12 protein-coding genes are annotated in these 15,911 nt (G+C 62.2%); 10 read left to right on the forward strand and 2 right to left on the reverse strand.

What is annotated here, in order from left to right:
- The first annotated feature begins 89 nt into the window (after nt 1-89).
- Genes RLCC275e_RS09500 through RLCC275e_RS09520 form a run of 5 tightly spaced genes read left to right on the forward strand, consistent with a single transcriptional unit; the run spans nt 90 to nt 5,205 of the window.
- Nucleotides 90-1,685: an ABC transporter substrate-binding protein gene (locus RLCC275e_RS09500; protein ID WP_003559263.1), complete on the forward strand. Its 1,596-nt coding sequence runs from the start codon at nt 90-92 to the stop codon at nt 1,683-1,685.
- Between the two features lie 20 nt (nt 1,686-1,705).
- The gene (locus tag RLCC275e_RS09505) at nt 1,706-2,734 is read left to right on the forward strand and encodes an ABC transporter permease (RefSeq protein ID WP_003559265.1); all 1,029 of its coding nucleotides are present in this window, start codon (nt 1,706-1,708) and stop codon (nt 2,732-2,734) included.
- Nucleotides 2,731-3,633, forward strand: a complete 903-nt coding sequence (locus RLCC275e_RS09510; protein WP_003539529.1) for an ABC transporter permease — start codon at nt 2,731-2,733, stop codon at nt 3,631-3,633. The genes RLCC275e_RS09505 and RLCC275e_RS09510 overlap by 4 nt, the downstream gene beginning before the upstream one ends.
- On the forward strand, nt 3,620-4,465 hold the full coding sequence (locus RLCC275e_RS09515) for an ABC transporter ATP-binding protein (RefSeq protein ID WP_033182597.1): 846 nt from the start codon (nt 3,620-3,622) through the stop codon (nt 4,463-4,465). Before RLCC275e_RS09510 ends, RLCC275e_RS09515 begins: the two co-directional genes overlap by 14 nt.
- Complete coding sequence (locus RLCC275e_RS09520; protein WP_033182598.1) at nt 4,462-5,205, forward strand: ABC transporter ATP-binding protein; 744 nt, start codon at nt 4,462-4,464, stop codon at nt 5,203-5,205. Before RLCC275e_RS09515 ends, RLCC275e_RS09520 begins: the two co-directional genes overlap by 4 nt.
- A 22-nt stretch (nt 5,206-5,227) precedes the next feature.
- Here RLCC275e_RS09520 and RLCC275e_RS09525 read toward each other — a convergent pair whose 3' ends face one another.
- On the reverse strand, nt 5,228-6,280 hold the full coding sequence (locus RLCC275e_RS09525; protein WP_033182599.1) for a LacI family DNA-binding transcriptional regulator: 1,053 nt from the start codon (nt 6,278-6,280) through the stop codon (nt 5,228-5,230).
- A 247-nt stretch (nt 6,281-6,527) separates the two neighbouring features.
- Between RLCC275e_RS09525 and RLCC275e_RS09530 the strand changes: the two genes are divergently transcribed.
- From RLCC275e_RS09530 to RLCC275e_RS09550, 5 genes are all read left to right on the forward strand, one after another.
- Nucleotides 6,528-9,050 carry a hypothetical protein gene (locus RLCC275e_RS09530; RefSeq protein ID WP_033182600.1) on the forward strand — a complete coding sequence of 841 codons (2,523 nt, stop codon included), beginning with the start codon at nt 6,528-6,530 and terminating at the stop codon, nt 9,048-9,050.
- Between the two features lie 64 nt (nt 9,051-9,114).
- Nucleotides 9,115-10,374 (forward strand): ABC transporter substrate-binding protein, encoded by a 1,260-nt coding sequence (locus RLCC275e_RS09535; protein ID WP_033182601.1) that lies wholly within the window; start codon nt 9,115-9,117, stop codon nt 10,372-10,374.
- An 11-nt stretch (nt 10,375-10,385) separates the two neighbouring features.
- The gene (locus tag RLCC275e_RS09540) at nt 10,386-11,423 is read left to right on the forward strand and encodes a carbohydrate ABC transporter permease (RefSeq protein ID WP_171891360.1); all 1,038 of its coding nucleotides are present in this window, start codon (nt 10,386-10,388) and stop codon (nt 11,421-11,423) included.
- Nucleotides 11,420-12,469, forward strand: a complete 1,050-nt coding sequence (locus tag RLCC275e_RS09545) for a carbohydrate ABC transporter permease (RefSeq protein WP_033182602.1) — start codon at nt 11,420-11,422, stop codon at nt 12,467-12,469. The genes RLCC275e_RS09540 and RLCC275e_RS09545 overlap by 4 nt, the downstream gene beginning before the upstream one ends.
- A gap of 31 nt (nt 12,470-12,500) precedes the next feature.
- Nucleotides 12,501-13,580 (forward strand): ABC transporter ATP-binding protein, encoded by a 1,080-nt coding sequence (locus tag RLCC275e_RS09550; protein ID WP_033182603.1) that lies wholly within the window; start codon nt 12,501-12,503, stop codon nt 13,578-13,580.
- 36 nt (nt 13,581-13,616) lie between these two features.
- On the opposite strand, the gene paoC is transcribed toward RLCC275e_RS09550, so the two are convergent.
- Nucleotides 13,617-15,827, reverse strand: coding sequence for an aldehyde oxidoreductase molybdenum-binding subunit PaoC (paoC, locus tag RLCC275e_RS09555; protein WP_033182604.1), 2,211 nt, complete (start codon nt 15,825-15,827; stop codon nt 13,617-13,619).
- Nucleotides 15,828-15,911: the final 84 nt, after the last annotated feature.

Genomic DNA, 15,911 nt, shown 5'->3' on the forward strand with positions numbered 1-15,911 from the left:
CTTGTCAATCTTATCGGACTTCGTTAAATCATAATACGACATACGGACGACATAATATGTTTCCTATAGTAATCCAGGGAGGAGTGACAATGAAGCATTTTTCTAAGAGCTTGTTCGTCGGCGCTGTCATCGGCGCCCTGACGATATCGGCAGCACAGCTGCAGGCCGCCACGCCGCAGGATCAGCTGGTGATTGGCACTTCGCTGGCCCAGGTTTTGTCGCTCGATCCGCAGCAGGCGACCGAAGGCAAGGCGGTCGAGATCATGTCGAATCTGTACGATCGGCTGGTCGCCAGTACGGCTGACGGTAAGATCCTTCCGCAACTGGCGGAAAGCTGGAAGATCGACGACAAGGGCATCACCTTTACGCTGCGCAAGGCCAATTTCGCCTCCGGTAACCCGGTGACCTCGAAGGATGTCGTCTATTCACTGGCGCGGCTCCTGAAAATGGACCAGGCCGCCGCCGCTAACCTCAAGCGCGTCGGCTACGACAAGGACAATGTCGAAAAGCTCGTCAAGGCGGTCGACGATCAGACGGTGCGGATCGATCTCTCCGACCAGGTGACGGCAGAGCTTCTGCTCTATCGGCTGACAACGACGACGACCAGCGTGGTCGACAGCGTCGAGGTCGAGAGCCACGCCGTCGATAACGACTACGGAAATGCGTGGATGCGAACGCATTCTGCCGGCTCCGGTCCGTTCACCCTCAATCGCTGGTCTCCGAACGAACTGGTGATCCTCGACGCCAACAAGGACTATATGGCAGGCACGCCGAAGATGCGTCGCGTCATCGTCCGGCATGTGCCTGAAAGCCAGGTCGAGCGGCTGATGCTTGAACGCGGCGATATCGATATTGCCAGCGCCTTGACCGCATCGGATCTCGCGACGTTCCAGACCAAGAAGGGCTTTGCCATCCAGCGTATTCCGACGGGCGGTTTCTACGTGCTGTCGATGAATGCCGGCAACAAATACCTCGCCAATCCGAAGGTTCGCGAAGCCATCGCCTACGGCATCGACTACAAGGGCATCGAAAAGACGATCATGGGCCCTTACGGCCGGGCGAGAAACGTCCCCGTTCCGGAGAATTTCGAATATGCCATCCCGAACCCCGATTGGCATCTCGACGTCGAAAAGTCGAAGCAGCTGCTGAGCGAGGCAGGCTTCAAGGACGGCTTTTCGCTGACGCTGAAGACCATCGCGCAAACGCCGCGCATCGATCTTGCCACCGCCATCCAGGCATCGCTTGCTCAAGTTGGCATCAAGATCGACATCCAGCAGGGCAACGGCTCGGAAATCATCGCCGCCCATCGCGCCAGGGATTTCGATCTGCTGATCCCGCAGACCAGCGCCTATATGCCGAACGTGCTCGGCTCGATGGAGCAGTTTTCCTCCAATCCCGACAATTCGAAGGAAGCCAACAATGCCGGCAATTTCGTCTGGCGCTCGGCCTGGGATATTCCGGAACTCACGGCGCTGACGGCGAAAGCATCGATGGAGCCGGACGCCAAGAAGCGTGGCGAACTCTATGTTCAGATGCAGAAGATGTTCGTCGAACAGAAGCCGGCGGTGCTTCCGCTCTTCGAGCGCTTTGAGCCGATCGTCCTCAATAGCAAGGTCGAGGGATATGTGGGGCATCCGTCTCAGCTGACGCGTCTCGAGAACGTCACCAAGGTCGAAACCCAGTAATACTCCCAGGACAGCCGATCATGAAGGAACTCTCCGTAGCCGAATTTGGCCGACGCCTGGCGCATTTGCTGGTCAGCCTGTTCATCCTCTTATGTGTGACCTTCGTGATCGGCCGTATCCTGCCCACCGATCCGGTCGGCGCGATTGTCGGCGAGCTCGCCGATCCCGCTGCCTATGCTGCGATGCGGGCGCGTCTCGGGCTCGATCTGCCGATCTACCAGCAGTTTTTCCTCTATCTGAACGGGCTGGCCCACGGTGATTTCGGCACCGCCGTCCTCACCGGCAATCCCGTCTCTTCGGATCTCGCTCAAGCCTTTCCCGCGACATTCGAACTGGCGACGCTGGCGGTGATCATTTCGACCTTCGTCGGTGTCCCGCTCGGGCTGGTCGCAGCACTCTTTCGAGATAGCTTCATCGACAAGACGGCCCGCGTGGTCGCGCTCGTCGGTCATTCGATCCCGGTTTTCTGGTTCGGCATCGTCGGGCTCGTCATCTTCTATGCCGGCCTCAACTGGGTCGGCGGGCCGGGCAGGATCGATGTGTTTTACGAGGGTCTCGTCACGCCGCGCACCGGGCTGTTGTTGATCGACAGCCTGCTGCAGGGCGAGACGGAAATCTTCTGGAATGCACTCGGCCATATCATTCTTCCGGCCGTCATTCTCGCCTACGCGGCGATGGCCTACATCACCCGCATGACCCGCAGCTTCACCCTGGAGCAGTTGAGCCAGGATTATGTCATCGCGGCCCGAGCCAAGGGTGTGAGCCCGCTCGGCACGATCTGGCACCACGTCCTGCCGAACATTGCGGTGCAGCTGATCACCATCCTGGCCATTTCCTATGGCGGTCTGCTCGAAGGCGCTGTCGTGACCGAGATCGTTTTCTCCTGGCCGGGCATTGGCCAGTACATGACAAACGCCCTGATGATCGGCGACATGAACGCTATCGTCGCCGGCACCATCATTGTGGGATTCATTTTCATGTTGTTGAACTTCCTGGCCGACGTCGCTTACGCCGTCTTTGATCCTCGCATGCGGGAGGCGGCCCGATGAGCGATGTCATCCGCAGCGAAATAGAGATCCGCCCTCCAAGTGTGTCGACCCGTATCGCGGCGTCGTTTGCGCGCGCCGGCCGCAAATTGGCCCACGAGCCGCTTGGTCTTGCCGGTTTCGTCATCCTTGGTCTGCTTTGTTTGATCGCGATCTTCGCGCCGCTCCTGGCGCCCTACGATCCGGTCATACAGTCGCTTGGCGATGCCTTGCAGCCGCCGAGCCTCGCGCACCTGGCAGGCACGGACGAATTCGGCCGGGACATCTTGAGCCGCCTCATCTTCGGCACGCGCATCACCATCCAGACCGTGCTGTCGATCTCCTTGATCGTCGGCCCGATCGGCCTGTTGATCGGCGTCGTCGCCGGTTTCTTCGGAGGGCGCACCGATGCGCTGCTGATGCGCGCCACCGATATCGTTCTGTCTTTCCCGTCGCTGATCCTGGCTTTGGCTTTTGCTGCGGCACTCGGCGCCGGCTTGACCACGGCAATCATCGCGATCTCGTTGACCGCATGGCCGCCGATTGCGAGACTCGCGCGCGCCGAGGCCCTTGTCGTCAGAAACGCCGACTATGTGGTCGCCGCCCGCCTTTATGGCGCCTCGCCGATGCGCATTCTTCTTCTCTATATCGCGCCGATGTGCGTTCCCTCCGTCATCGTTCGGCTGACGCTCAACATGGCGGGCATCATTCTGACGGCAGCTTCGCTTGGCTTCCTCGGGCTTGGCGCCCAGCCGCCGGCGCCGGAATGGGGCGCGATGATCTCCAGCGGCCGCAAGTTCATGCTCGATTATTGGTGGGTCGCCGTGATGCCGGGTATCGCCATCCTCCTCACCAGCCTTGCCTTCAACATCGCCGGAGATGCTCTGCGCGACCTTTTGGATCCCCGCCATGCAAGATCGTGATCTGCAGCCCGTTCTTTCCGTCGAAGGATTGACCGTCCGTTTCGGCCGAGGCGCCGTACCCGCCGTCTCCAATGTCAGTTTCGACGTCGGGCGCGAACGCGTCGGGATTGTCGGCGAATCCGGTTCCGGCAAATCGACGACAGGTCGCGCCATCATGCGCCTTTTGCCGCCGGCCGCGGTGGTCTCGGCCGAACGCATGGATCTTAGCGGCGATCCGTTGCTTTCAAAGAGTGAGCGTCAGATGGGCGCGCTGCGCGGCAAGGACATCGCGCTGATCATGCAGGATCCGCGCTATTCGCTGAATCCGGTGCTTTCGATCGGTAAGCAGATCGCCGAAGCCGCCCGCCTTCACCTCGGTCTTCATAAGAAACAGGCGCATGAGGCTGCCCGCGCCATGCTGGAGCGCGTGCGCATCAGCGATCCGGAGCGGGTCATGGCGCTTTATCCGCACCAGATATCGGGCGGCATGGGCCAGCGCGTGATGATCGCCATGATGCTGCTGGCGCGGCCGAAGCTTGTCATCGCCGACGAGCCGACCTCGGCGCTTGATGTCAGCGTCCGCAAGGACGTGCTGCTGCTGCTTGATGAACTGGTGCGCGAGAACAATTCCGGACTGCTGTTGATCAGCCACGACATTCGCATGGTGGCAGCTTTTTGCGAGCGCATCATCGTCATGTATGCCGGCCGGATCGTGGAAACGCTGACCCGTCTCGAGGAGGCGCGCCATCCCTATACCCGCGGGCTGATCGCTGCGCTGCCCGACCCCAGGAATCCGGTTCGCCGGCTTGCAGTCCTCGACAGGACGAAACTCGATCTGGAGACGGCGCAATGATCAATGTGCGTGACCTCGATGTCGTCTTTGCCTCTGGCAAGACTAGCAACCATGTCGTCAGGGGCATCAGTTTTCAGGTCAACCAGGGGGAGACCCTTGGCATTGTCGGTGAATCCGGATGCGGCAAATCGACGGTGCTGCGTTGCCTCGCCGGCATGGAGGCCGGTTGGAGCGGTCACATCGAGCTTGGCGGCAAACCGATCGGCAAGAAGCGCTCCCGCGAGGAGCTGAAATTTGCCCAGATGGTGTTTCAGGACCCTTACGGATCCCTGCATCCGCGCCATCGTATCGGCACCGCCCTGGCGGAACCGCTGCGCGCGATGGGCCATTCCGATATCTGGTCGAAGGTCGAAAGGGCTTTGATCCAGGTCGGTTTGCCGGCGAGCTTCGCAAACCGTTTTCCCCACGAACTTTCCGGCGGCCAGAGGCAGAGGGTGGCAATCGCCCGGGCCCTGATCCTGTCGCCGCCCATCCTGTTGCTCGACGAGCCGACATCGGCGCTCGACGTCTCGGTCCAGGCCGAAATCCTCAACCTGCTGGCCGATCAGCGCGAGGAAAAGGGCCTGACCTATCTGCTTGTCAGCCACGACCTCGCAGTCATCGCCCATATGTGCGACCGGGTGCTGATCATGAAGAACGGTTGCTTTGTGGACGAGCTCACCAAAGCGGATCTGCAGGCCGGCACCACGCATGATGCCTATGCGCGAGAACTGTTTGAGGCGAGTTTTATCGAGGCTTGATATCCTCGATCGCGGTGTGGGGTCAGCGGCCCGCCGTTGCGGCAGGAATGCGGACAGCCGCAACGCTGCCCCTTTCGACAAGATGGCAGGCAAGCTCGACCCGCCGCCGTGGGGCCGCAAGGCCGAGCATCATGTCGCGCAAAAGATCGAGCGCGGTAGCGCCGAGTTCGCGCATCGGAATATGCACCGTCGAGAGCGGTGGATTGAGAAAGGCCGACTGCGGCAGGTCGTCTATGCCCATCACCGAGATGTCCTGCGGTACGGCATAACCCATCGCCTGCAATCCGCGCACCGCACCATTGGCAAGGCTGTCGCCCGCCGTCAGGATGGCGGTGAAGGTGAGGCCTTTCTTGCGGACAAGACGGGTGACGGCTTCGGCGCCGAGTTCCGGCAGCCAGTCGTCGACCTCGAGTACCAGATCGGTATCGGCCGTCAGCCCGTGATGCTGCAGGGCATCGCGCCAGCCCTCCAGACGCCGCTCGATCGTCCGTCGCCCCGGCCTCAGCATGAACAGGATTCGTTCATGCCCGGCCTTGATCAGCCGCTCGGCGGCGATGAAGGCGGCCGAGCGGTTGCAGGGCGTAACACTCGAAAGCCGCATATAGGGATCGTCGCTGTTGACGAGCACGACGGGTTTTCCGAGATCGGCGGCCGCTGCCAACATATCCTCTTCGTCGACGGTCAGGATCAGCATGCCGCCAAAGCTCGGATCATCACGCATCTCGGCGACGACCCGGGCTTCATCCCCCTTGTCGGCGATAGGACGCATCGCCAGTTCGATGCCAAGGGCGGTTGCGCGCGCATTCAATCCTTCGAGCACGTAGAGCGTGAACTGGTTGCGGACATAGTCGATCATTGCCGCGCCGGAGGCGACGAGCATGACCTTCTTGCCGGCAACGCTCGCCGGCAGCGCGTAGCTGACCGCACTTGCCGTTTCCAGCACCAGCTTGCGGATCTCCGGCCTGACGCCCTTTTCGCCGGCCAGCGCACGCGACACCGTGCTGATCGAGACGCCGCATCGGGCGGCAATGTCGTCGAGGCGCGTACGCCTGCCTTTTTTCTCTTCCGCCGCCATCTCATCTCCTCATGCCCACTCCATCATGCAAAAATCTTTCAGATTGCGCAAATGGAATGCCTATGCACAATTGTTGCCTGAGGAGTCCGCGACAAGCGGCAGAGCAGGGAGGCTTTGAAGATGCGGCTTGACGGCCAGTCCATGCGTCGGCGTTTTACCCGGCGTCTCAAGGATCGAGCATGATGCCGAAAAGTGTGAGCGGTTTTCGGACGACATCATGCTCTAGCTGTTCTAGGCGCACTGAAATATGACCACCGAGCAGCAATCCCATCTCCGCCGTACAACGGCGAAGGATAGCCCGATCGTCTACTGGCAGCTCGCCAACCTGTGGCAGGAGCGCTACGACGTCGCCGACCGTCCGATGGAAGGCAGCATGGATCCGTTTTTCTTCGTCACCAAGACGAAGAATTTCATCCCGCATGAATATCCCTGCCGCGCCGAATTCAAAAAATCCTTCTCCGGCCGGCGGCCGCAACCGGCTGCCGAATTCGAGGCTGTCCGCTGGTGGCTTCCCTTTGCTTCCCCGCGTGTCGATCTCTCCGGCTTCTGGTTCCGCCCGACACGCATCGGCTGCTGGGCGCGCACCTTCCTCGATGTCCAGTCTGCTGGGGCCGCGACGCTCCGCCTGTCGACCTGCGGTGGCGCGATCCTCTTCGTCAATGGCCGCGAGCAGGGCTTCATGGCGCCTTACCAGCGCAATCTCGAAGCCGAGCAGCTGTTCGAGGTCGAGCTGGCAGCTGGCCTCAACGAGATCCGCGTCTATTTCGACGATCTCGCCGAGCGCGACGCCCGTTTCTACTTCCAACTGGATTATGTCGAAGGACCGGAAGTTGAAACCGCCGTGCCCGTTCCCACCGCCGCCGGCGATGCGGATGCGCTGGAGGTCATCCTCGAAGGCATGCGCTTCGACCGCACTGCCTATCTCGGCGAAGATGTGACGATCCTCTTCCCCGCGCCGCTGCCGGTGGCGCTGAGCTGCCATGTCGAGATCGAAGGCGACTTCATGTCGATCGAGCGCTTCGACTATGATTTCGAGCTGGAAGCGGGAGCGACCAAGCTGGAACTCGGAACTTCGGCGGCTATGCCCGCCGATTTCCGCCATTTCCGGATCACGTTCAAAACAGGCGAGCTTTCGCTCGGTCGCACGCTCGGCGTCGAGATCTGTCATCCCCAACGTCAGGGGGAAGCGCCCGCCGCTCTGGGGGACCGCGTCGCCGAGGCGCTGGCAGAGGTCGCCGCCCATTCCGAGCCCGATACGGTCTGCGCTTTCGCGCGCCTTGCGCTGGGGAAGGGCGGCGAGGAAACGGAGGCGATGATCTCAGCGATGCTGCCGGTTATCGAGGATTGTCACGACTGCGCCGATTTCGTGCTGGTGCCGCTGCTTTTTGCCTATACGCGCTGGAGCGATCTGCTGTCACCTGCGCTGCGCGACAGGATCGAGCACGCCGTCCTCAATTACCGCTACTGGATGGATGAGCCCGGCAACGACGTTCAGTGGTATTTTTCGGAAAACCACGCGCTTCTCTTCCATACCGCCGCCTATCTCGGTGGCAGGCTTTTCCCCGATGCTGTCTTCGTCCGTTCCGGCCGCACCGGCGCGGAGCAGATGCAGGTCGGCGAAGAGCGTGTCCGCGCCTGGCTCGATCATTTCAAGCGCTGGGAAATGGCCGAGTGGAATTCCGTTCCCTATTTCCCGATCGACCTCAAGGGGCTGACGGCGCTGGCCGCCTGCGCGCCGGATGAGACGATCCGCAACCGGGCGAGCGCCAGCATCGTCCGCCTGATGGAGATCGTCGCCCGCTCGGCCCATCATGGCATGCTGACCGGTAGCCAGGGCCGCTCCTACGAACATACGCTGCGCCCCGGCCGCTCGGTCGAACTCTCCGCCATTGCCCGGCTGCTCTGGGGCCGCGGCTGGTACGGCCGGCGTGTCCACGCTTTGCCGCAGCTTGCCGTCTGCATCCGCGACCACGGCCTGCGTTTTCCAGAAGCGCTTGCGGCGATTGCGGCGCATCAGTCCGACGACGCGCAGGAATGGACCTTTTCCCAGGGCGAAAACCGTTTCGCTGCCCTCTACCACTATAAGACCCGTGACACCGCGCTCGGTACCATCGCCCATTATCGTCCCGGCGCCTGGGGCTACCAGGAGACGGTGCTGCATCTGCGCTTGGGCGACCGGCCGGAAGCGCAGATCTGGATCAATCATCCCGGCGAAACCATCCAGTTCGGGTATGGCCGGCCGAGCTTCTGGGGCGGCTGCGGAACGCTGCCGCGCGTGCATCAGTATCGCGATCTGGCGATCCTCGATTTCGACATCCATGAGGGCCAGCCGGATTTCACCCATGCCTGGTTCCCGCTCGAGGCCTTCGACGACACGGTGGTCGACGGCAATCTGGCGCTCGCCCGTTCCGGCAACGGCATTGCGATGCTGATCGGCAACGGCGCGCTGGAGCCGGTGAAGCAAGGGCCGACAACGGATATCGAGCTGCGGCTGGCCGGCCGCAAGGGCCGCTGGATCGTCCGTCTCTCCGATGTCGGGCGCGAGGTTGACCTTGACGGTATGCAGGCGCGTTTCGCCACGCTTTCGGCCCGCCGCGACGACGAGGGCGCCTTGATCGTTATCGATCCGGATTATGGCCGGGTCGTCTTCGAAGAAGACGGCACCGTGCGCGCCGAAGGCCGTATTCTTCGCCCGGCGGACTGGTCGGTGCGGGGAGACGCGGTACATCTGAAGATACCGGGCAGGCAGCCTCGGCGCGCGGCTTCGTAGACGACGTGTCCGGCAGGTGGAGGACCGGCCGGACGCAGATATTGATCGATCAGAGGAGGAAAAAATGACCAGAATGAAATCGATCGGCGCGGCTTTTGCTGCAGTTCTCTTGAGTTCCGTTGCCGCCCATGCCGGTGACGTGCGCATCATGTGGTATTCCGACGGCAGCGAAGGCGAGGTGATCAAGGACCTGCTCTCGCGCTTCTCCAAGGCCAATCCTGACGTCAACGTTATCCTCGACGAGGTCTCCTATGACGTCGTCAAGGAACAGCTGCCGGTTCAGCTCGAAGCCGGGCAGGGGCCGGATATCGCCCGCGTCACCAATCTGAAGGCGCCGGCCCAGCACTGGCTCGATCTTCGCCCTTATCTCACCGACGCGAAATATTGGGAGGACAATTTCGGCGCCCAGGCCGACTGGATGCGTCCCGACGGCTCGAACGCCATCACCGGCTTCATGACGCAGCTGACGCTGACCGGCGGCTTCGTCAACAAGACGCTCTTCGAGCAGGCCGGCGTCGAGATCCCCGGCCCGAAAGCCACCTGGGACGACTGGGCGGCCGCCGCCAAGAAAGTCGCCGACAGCCAGAAGGTCTTCGCCATGGCAATCGACCGCTCCGGCCACCGGGTCTCCGGCCCGAACATCTCCTACGGCGCCAACTATATCGCCGCCGACGGCAAGCCGGCGCCGATCGATCAGGGCGCCAAGGACTTCCTCAGCCGCTTCGTCAAGTGGAACGAGGACGGCACCATCAACAAGGATGTCTGGGTGAGTGCTGCCGGCACCACCTACCGCTCGGCCGCCGAGGACTTCATCAATGGCGGCCTTGCCTATCTTTATTCGGGCAGCTGGCAGATTTCGGGCTTCGCCCAGAAGATCGGCGACAATTTCGACTGGGTGATGGCGGGCAGCCCCTGCGGTTCGGTTGCATGCTCCGGCATGCAGGGCGGCGCCGGTCTGGTTGCCGTCAAATACACCAAGAACCCGAAGGACGTCGCCAAGGTGATGGATTACCTGGCAGGTGCCGACGTGCAGAAGGAATTTGCCGAACGCAGCCTGTTCATTCCGGCGCATAAGGGCGTCGCCGCCGGTCAGATGGACTTCAAGACCGACAATCCGCATGTGCAGGCGGCGCTGAAGGCCTTCGTCGAAGCGGCCGGTCAGACGGCAGCACCCGCCATGAAGCTGCCGGGCTGGAAGTGGTCGGATGCCTATTACAGCGCCATCGTCGCCCGCATCAGCCAGGTGATCGCCGGCGAAATGAAGCTCGACGACGCCTATGCCCGCATCGACGAGGACATCAAGGCCAAGGTCGCCGGCAACTGACGGAAGAACAGATGACGGCGAAGACGGTTTCTTCTGAACCACCTGTCAAAACCGGTCTGCGGCAGGCGCTCCTTGCGCCTGTCCGGCTCGTCATGGGGCTCGTCGATATTCCCATGCGCGGCTGGCAGAAACTGACGGGGCTGAACGGCATGGCGGGCGTTTTCCTGGCGCCCAACATGCTGATCTTCACCGTCTTCGTGCTGCTGCCGCTGGTGATCAACTTCATCTATTCGACGACGAGCGGCAGCGCCATCTTCCTGCAGAACAGGACCTATGTCGGCGCCGACCAGTACCGCATCCTCTTCGATTGCGGCAGCTATCTCGACCCTTCGACGTGTGCTGCCGACACCTTCTGGGCTGCCGTGCGCAACACCGCCGTCTTCGTCGTCTTCCAGGTCACGGTGATGCTGATCGCGGCGCTCGCAACGGCGCTGATCCTCAACCGCGAGCTTTCCAATCGCGGCTTCTGGCGCGCCGTCTTCTTCTTCCCGGTGCTGCTGTCGCCCGTCGTCGTCGGCCTGATCTGGAAATGGATCCTGCAGCGCGAGGGCCTGTTGAACTATGCGCTGAGCCCCTTCGGCTTCGAACCGTTTTCCTGGCTCAGCGATCGTTTCTGGGCCTTTTTCTTCGCCGTCTTTGTCTCGGTCTGGGCGCATATGGGCTTTTATGCGCTGATCCTGCTCGCCGGCCTGCAGGCGATCCCGCGGGATCTCTACGAGGCGGCGGCAATGGACAGCGCCCGTCCGATCCGCATCTTCCGGCGCATCACCCTGCCGCTGCTGATGCCGAACCTCATCGTCGTTCTGGTCTTGGCGCTGATCCGCGCCGTGCAGATCTTCGACGAGGTCTTCGTGCTGACCGGCGGCGGCCCGGGCACCAGCACCATGTACATCACCCAGTATATCTATGAGACCGGTTTTGCGAGTTCGCTGCGCAATCCAGGGCTGGCGTCGGCTGCCTCGATCCTGATGGGCATCGTGCTCGTCATCCTGACCCTGGTCCAGCTCGGCGTCAGTAACCGCAACGAGAAGAAGGGAGCACGCCATTGAGCGCTGTCTCTGCCTTTCTGCTGCGCCGGCGCGGCCGCGGCTGGCACTGGACGGATGTCGTCACCTGGATCTGGCTGATTTCAGGCGTCTTCCTGATGTTCGGCCCGGCCGTCTGGCTTGTCTTTTCTTCCTTCAAGACGCCGGCGGCCCTTGCCGAGTTCCCACCGTCCTTCCTGCCCTATGTCACCGAACAGGCCGTGGTGCCGGGCTACGACAAGCCGTTGCCGCTCTATAATGTCGCGATGCCGGATGGCAGCACGCGTGTGCTCGCCGAAGTCCGCCGCATCGGCATCATCGGCCAGATGGTCGATCCGAAACAGCCGGGCGAAATCGTCAAGGCGAATATCAAGGACCGCACACCGGTGCGTCAGGTCGAATTCGCCCGCGGCAACTACACCGAACCGTTTCAGCGCTTCGATTTCTTCCTGTTCCTGCGCAACTCCGTCTTCGTCACCGTCGTGGCGACGGCCATTACGCTGCTCGTCAATTCCATGGCCGCCTTCGCGCTGTCGAAATACCAATTCCCCGGCCGCACCGCCGTCATGCTGATGATCCTGGCGACGCTGATGGTGCCGCTCTCGGTCATCGTCGTGCCGCTCTATTCCGTCATCGGCACGCTGAACCTCTTCGACAGCCTCTGGGGCGTCATCCTGCCGACGGTCGCTACTCCGACAGGGGTCTTCCTGCTCAGGCAATACATGCTGACGATCCCCGACGAATTGCTCGACGCCGCGCGTATGGACAAGGCCAGCGAATGGCAGATCTACTGGCGCATCATCCTGCCGCTGTCGGCGCCGGCTCTGGCGGTGTTGGCGATCTTTTCGGTCGTCTGGCGCTGGAACGACTTTCTCTGGCCACTGATCGTGCTCTCGCGCAAGGAACTCTATACGCTGCAGGTCGGCCTCAACGTCTATGCCGGCGAGCTCAATGTGCAATGGCACTACATCCTCGCCATGACCGTCGTCTCAATGATCCCGGTCGTGCTGATCTTCGTCTTCCTGCAGCGCTTCATCACCACGGGCATTGCCGGCTCGGGGCTCAAATAGGCCATCTTAAAAGAAGAAAACAGGAGAGTGCATGAGCGGGCTCGAGCTCAGGAACATCGTCAAGAATTTCGGCGCCGTCGAGGTCATTCGCGATGTCTCGCTTCATGTCAATGACGGCGAGTTCGTCGCTTTCGTCGGCCCTTCCGGCTGCGGGAAATCGACGCTGCTGCGCCTGATTGCCGGCCTCGATAAGCCGACAGACGGCAGCATCGCCATCGACGGCAAGGATGTTACCGCTATCAGCGCTGCCGATCGCGGCCTGGCCATGGTCTTCCAGTCCTATGCGCTTTATCCGCACATGAGCGTCCGGGAAAACCTCGCCTTCGGTCTCGAAAACACCAAGGTGGCGAAGGCCGAAATCGAAGCGCGCATCACGGACGCCGCGCGCATGCTGGAGATCGAGCCTTTTCTGCAGCGCCGCCCGGGCCAGCTCTCCGGCGGCCAGCGCCAGCGCGTGGCCATCGGCCGCGCCATCGTGCGGCGGCCGGATGCCTTCTTGCTCGACGAGCCGCTGTCCAATCTCGACGCCGAACTCAGGGTCAGCATGCGAGCCGAACTGGCGGCTCTTCACGCCCGCCTGAAGGCGACGATGATCTATGTCACCCATGACCAGGTCGAGGCGATGACGCTAGCCGACCGCATCGTCGTGCTGAGAGGCGGCAGGATCGAGCAGGTGGGAACGCCGCTGGAACTCTATAACAAGCCGGCCAACCGCTTCGTCGCCGGCTTCATCGGCGCGCCGCACATGAATTTCCTCGAAGGTGCGATTGTCGGTCACGAGGGCGGTTTCGCTGAGGTCGAAACCGTCGGCGGCCATCGTCTCTCGGTGATTGCCAAGGAGGCACGCCCGGCGGGCGAAAGAGTCAGCATCGGCATCCGGCCGCAGCATATCACCCTTGCCGATGAGGGCTCGGCGGGCAGTCTGGACACCCGCGTTACCCTCGTCGAGGAACTGGGCTCGGAGACCGTCGTCCACGCCGACGCAGCCGGGAAGAAATTGATTGCGGTCTTTGCCGGCCAGCAGCGGATGAAATCTGGCGACAGCCTGCCGCTGCACCTCGACCCCGCCGTCCTGCACCTTTTCGGCGAGGACGGCGGGCGTCTGTCCTGATGTCCTTTGAGACCTCTTGTCATTTCGCCGGGACTATCACTCGCGATGAGGCAACCGGTCGATAAACTTCTCCAGTGTGATCGGATATTGCCGCACCCGCACGCCGGTTGCATTGTAGACCGCATTTGCGACGGCCGGCGCGACACCGGTCAGCCCCAGTTCCCCGACGCCTTTCGCTTTCACCGGCGATATCGCTGGATCTACTTCGTCGAGGAGCACGGCCTCGAGATGAGGGATGTCGGCGTGGACCGGAACCTCGTAGCCGGCGAGATCATGATTGACGAAGAAGCCGGATCTCTTATCGACCACCATCTCTTCCATCAGGGCCGCCCCGATCCCCATTGTCATCCCGCCGATCACCTGGCTGCGCGCCGTCTTGGGGTTGAGGATGCGGCCGGCGGCGCATACGGCGAGCATGCGGCGAACGCGGATTTCGCCGGTATAGACGTCGACGCCGACCTCGGAAAAATGCGCCCCGAAGGTCTGGATCGCGAAGCGCTTCGCCAGATCGCCGAATTCCATGATGTCTTCGGCGACGAGATCGCCATCGGCGGCAGCGCTGGCGAGCAGCGCCCTTCGATTTCCGGACCGAACCTCACCGCCAATGAACTCTGCCTCTGCGGTGTTGAAGCCCAGCCGCTGGGCGACCATCGCCCGCAGCTTCGAGCAGACAGCATAGACGCCTGCGGTGACCGAAGACGCACCCTGTTGTCCTCCAGATCCCGGCGTCTCCGGAAAGCTCGAATCCCCGAGCTTTGCCACCACGCGCTCAACCGGCAGCCCCATCATCTCGGCCGCCGTTTGCTGCACGATCGTGTAGCTGCCGGTGCCGAGGTCCGTCATATCGGTCTCGACCGTCAGCATGCCCTGGCGATCGAGACGCACCCGCGCTGCGGCCTTTGAAATCGGTGCCCCGCGGATCGCACCCGCTATGCCCATGCCGATCAACCAGTCACCGTCGCGGACTTGACCTGTCTGAGATTTGCGCATGCTCCATCCGAAGCGTTCGGCGCCCGTGCGCAGGCATTCGACGAAGGGACGCGAGGAAAAAGGCCGATCGGCATTTTCCGGATCGACCTGGGTATCGTTCAGGATGCGGAACTCGACCGGATCCATGCCGAGCTTCTCGGCCATCTCGTCCATGGCGATCTCGAGCGCCATCAAACCGGGTGCCTCTCCCGGCGCACGCATGGCATTGCCCTCGGCCAGGTCGAGCGTCGCCAGCCGGACAGCTGTCATCCGGTTCGCCCCGGCATAGAGCGACCGTGTCGAAAGGGTGGTCGGCTCGGTGCGGCCGCCGGCGAGATTGCCGGACCAGCTCTCATGACCGACCGCCGTCAGCTTACCGTCGCGCGAGGCGCCGAGCCGGATGCGTTGGATCGTCTTCGGCCGATGGATCGTATTGTTGAACATTATCGGACGTTGAAGCGCGATCTTTACCGGTCGCCGCACCATTCGCGCGGCAACGGCCGCCAGCACCAGATCTGACTGCACCGTGCCCTTGCCGCCGAAGCCGCCGCCGATGAAGGGTGAGATCAGCCGAACGTTTTCGCGCGGAATGCCGAGAATGAGTCCGAGATCGCGGGTTCCCCAATTCATCTGCTGAATTGAGGTCCAGCACGTCACGCGATCGCCATCCCAGGTCGCGATCGTCGCATGCGGCTCCATCATTGCATGCGCCTGGTCGGGAACAGTATAGGTCTCGTCAACCTTCACCTCCGCGGCTGCGAAAGCCTGGTCGAAGTCTCCGACCTGCGTCTCGGTCGGTCCACCAAACTCCATCTGCGGTGCAACCGGGGCACTGTCCAGTTGCTCGGCGAGATCGAAGCGGCCCGGGCTGCGCGCATAGTCGACGCGGATCAGCGAGGAAGCCGCGCGTGCCTGTTCGAAGGTTTCGGCCACCACGACGGCAACCGGCTGATGGTAGTGATCGACATCAGGGGCAGCCAACATGCGCTGGACATAAAATTTTCCGACACCAAGCGGACCGGCATTGCGATGAGTAATGACGGCCAGCACGCCGGGCGCGGCCTCGGCGCGCCGGGTGTCGATCGATGAGATCCGGCCCTTGGCAATTGCCGCGCCAAGGATATAGCCGTAGGCGGCGTTTGGTGCGACGTTGTGATATTCATAGGCGTAAGTCGCCGTCCCAGTCGTCTTGAGCTCTGCCTCGAAGCGGTTGTGAGGCTGGCCGACAACGGTCATCCGGTCAATCGGGTTCGGTTCTGCAGGTGTGTCGAACTTCATGGATCGCTCCTCGCTTGCGCTATCACGTCGCTGAGAGTCCGCTCCACCAACAACAGCTTGAACGGGTTCTTGACTCGCGGCTCC

Origin of the sequence: Rhizobium brockwellii, from assembly GCF_000769405.2 — a bacterium.
Classification (GTDB): Bacteria; Pseudomonadota; Alphaproteobacteria; order Rhizobiales; family Rhizobiaceae; genus Rhizobium; species Rhizobium brockwellii.

Bases quoted from the DNA above. Each gene is read 5' to 3' on its own strand.
- RLCC275e_RS09500 (WP_003559263.1), top strand. From the start codon at position 90: ATGAAGCATTTTTCTAAGAGCTTGTTCGTCGGCGCTGTCATCGGCGCC.
- RLCC275e_RS09505 (WP_003559265.1), top strand. From the start codon at position 1,706: ATGAAGGAACTCTCCGTAGCCGAATTTGGCCGACGCCTGGCGCATTTG.
- RLCC275e_RS09510 (WP_003539529.1), top strand. From the start codon at position 2,731: ATGAGCGATGTCATCCGCAGCGAAATAGAGATCCGCCCTCCAAGTGTG.
- RLCC275e_RS09515 (WP_033182597.1), top strand. From the start codon at position 3,620: ATGCAAGATCGTGATCTGCAGCCCGTTCTTTCCGTCGAAGGATTGACC.
- RLCC275e_RS09520 (WP_033182598.1), top strand. From the start codon at position 4,462: ATGATCAATGTGCGTGACCTCGATGTCGTCTTTGCCTCTGGCAAGACT.
- RLCC275e_RS09525 (WP_033182599.1), bottom strand. From the start codon at position 6,280: ATGGCGGCGGAAGAGAAAAAAGGCAGGCGTACGCGCCTCGACGACATT.
- RLCC275e_RS09530 (WP_033182600.1), top strand. From the start codon at position 6,528: ATGACCACCGAGCAGCAATCCCATCTCCGCCGTACAACGGCGAAGGAT.
- RLCC275e_RS09535 (WP_033182601.1), top strand. From the start codon at position 9,115: ATGACCAGAATGAAATCGATCGGCGCGGCTTTTGCTGCAGTTCTCTTG.
- RLCC275e_RS09540 (WP_171891360.1), top strand. From the start codon at position 10,386: ATGACGGCGAAGACGGTTTCTTCTGAACCACCTGTCAAAACCGGTCTG.
- RLCC275e_RS09550 (WP_033182603.1), top strand. From the start codon at position 12,501: ATGAGCGGGCTCGAGCTCAGGAACATCGTCAAGAATTTCGGCGCCGTC.
- paoC (WP_033182604.1), bottom strand. From the start codon at position 15,827: ATGAAGTTCGACACACCTGCAGAACCGAACCCGATTGACCGGATGACC.